Origin of the sequence: Streptomyces sp. NPDC058964 (assembly GCF_042741275.1) — a bacterium.
Classification (GTDB): Bacteria; Actinomycetota; Actinomycetes; order Streptomycetales; family Streptomycetaceae; genus Streptomyces.
Map to the genome: position 1 here is coordinate 1 of NZ_JBHYKH010000955.1, position 1502 is coordinate 1502.

The following is a 1502-nucleotide window of genomic DNA, read 5'->3' on the forward strand; positions in this document are numbered from 1 at the left end:
CAACGCCGTTCAGTTAAGGCCTGGGGCCGCTTGTCAAAGCCGTAGGCAAAGCAGCGGAGCTGCCGTAGAAGAGGTCTGTCACTCCAAGACATCCTCACCACGGGAGCTCCGCTGTTGGAACAGGCTGCCATATCGCGGTCAGTCGGGGTAGCGGCCGGGGTGTTCGCGCCGGGCCACCTCGGCGAGTTGACCCGGATCCTGCCGTTCGAGATGGTCGATGATGTGCTGGCGAGGACTCGCGCTGTCGAGCGGCGGGTTCGTCTGGTGCCGGCGCGGGTCACCGTGTACCTGCTCTTGGCCGGGGCGTTGTTCGCCGAGCTGGGATACCGGCAGGTCTTCGATCGGTTATGCGCCGGGCTGGCGGGCCTGGCCCCCACCAAACCGAGTGGCAGTGCGTTGCGCCAGGCCCGTCAGCGCCTGGGAGCGGCGCCGTTGAAGGCGTTGTTCGACCTGGTCCGCGGCCCGGTGGCCACGGTGGCAGCCCGGATACGGTGGCGCGGGTTGTTGGTCGTGGCCATCGACGGCACGCTGCTGCCGGTGCCGGACACCCCGGCGAACCTCACGGTGTTCGCCAAGCAGCGGTGCAACAACGGGGCCGGGGGCTATCCGCAGGTCCGGCTGGTGGCGCTGGTGGCCTGCGGCACCAGGGCGGTGATCGGGGCGGTGTTCGGCCCGGCCGCCGTCGGTGAGCTGGAGTATGCAGGCCGGCTGGTGGGCGATCTGCGCGCCGGAATGCTGCTGCTGGGTGACCGGAACTTTGCCGCCGCCGACCTGCTGAACCGCGTGGCCGCCACCGGCGCACACCTGCTGGTGCGGTGCAAGTCCGGACGGAGGCTGCCGCCGGTGGCCCGCTGCGGTGACGGCTCGTTCCTGGCCCGGGTCGGCGCGCTGACCGTCCGGGTCATCGACGCAGAGATCAGCATCGCCACATCCCAGGGCATCCGCACCGGCCGCTACCGGTTGCTGACCACCCTGACCGATCCGGCGGCGCACCCGGCCCGCGAACTCATGCGGCTCTACCACGAGCGCTGGGAGATCGAGACGGCCTACGCGGAGCTGAAATCCACGATCCTGGGCGGCCGGGTCCTGCGTGCCCACACTCCGGCCGGGATCGAGCAGGAGGTCTGGGCGCTGCTGGTGACCTACCAGGCGCTGCGGACCGCGATGACCGATGCCACCGACAGCGTCGCGGGCACCGACCCGGACCGGGCCGGCTTCACCATCGCCCTGTCCGCCGCCCGCGACCAGCTCATCCTGGCCGCCGGCATCATCGCCGACACCGTGATCGACCTGGTCGGAGTCATCGGCCGTCACGTGCTGGCCCAGCTCCTGCCCCAGCGGCGGGTCCGCACCAAAGACCGCATCGTCAAACGAGCGATCTCCAAGTACAACGCACGCGGACCCGTCATTGACCGGACCACCTACAAGGCCACCATCAGCATCAACATGCTCACAACCGACCCTTGACGCGGCCCAGACCGCCCTAACTGAACAGCGTTGCT

Annotated in this window: 1 protein-coding gene; it reads left to right on the forward strand. The window is 69.4% G+C overall.

Annotation, left to right across the window (positions count from 1 at the left end; translation table 11 throughout):
- Window positions 1-114 precede the first annotated feature (114 nt).
- A complete protein-coding gene (locus ACFW2E_RS46760; RefSeq protein ID WP_384478236.1) occupies window positions 115-1467 on the forward strand; it encodes an IS4 family transposase in 1353 nt (450 codons plus the stop codon).
- Window positions 1468-1502: the final 35 nt, after the last annotated feature.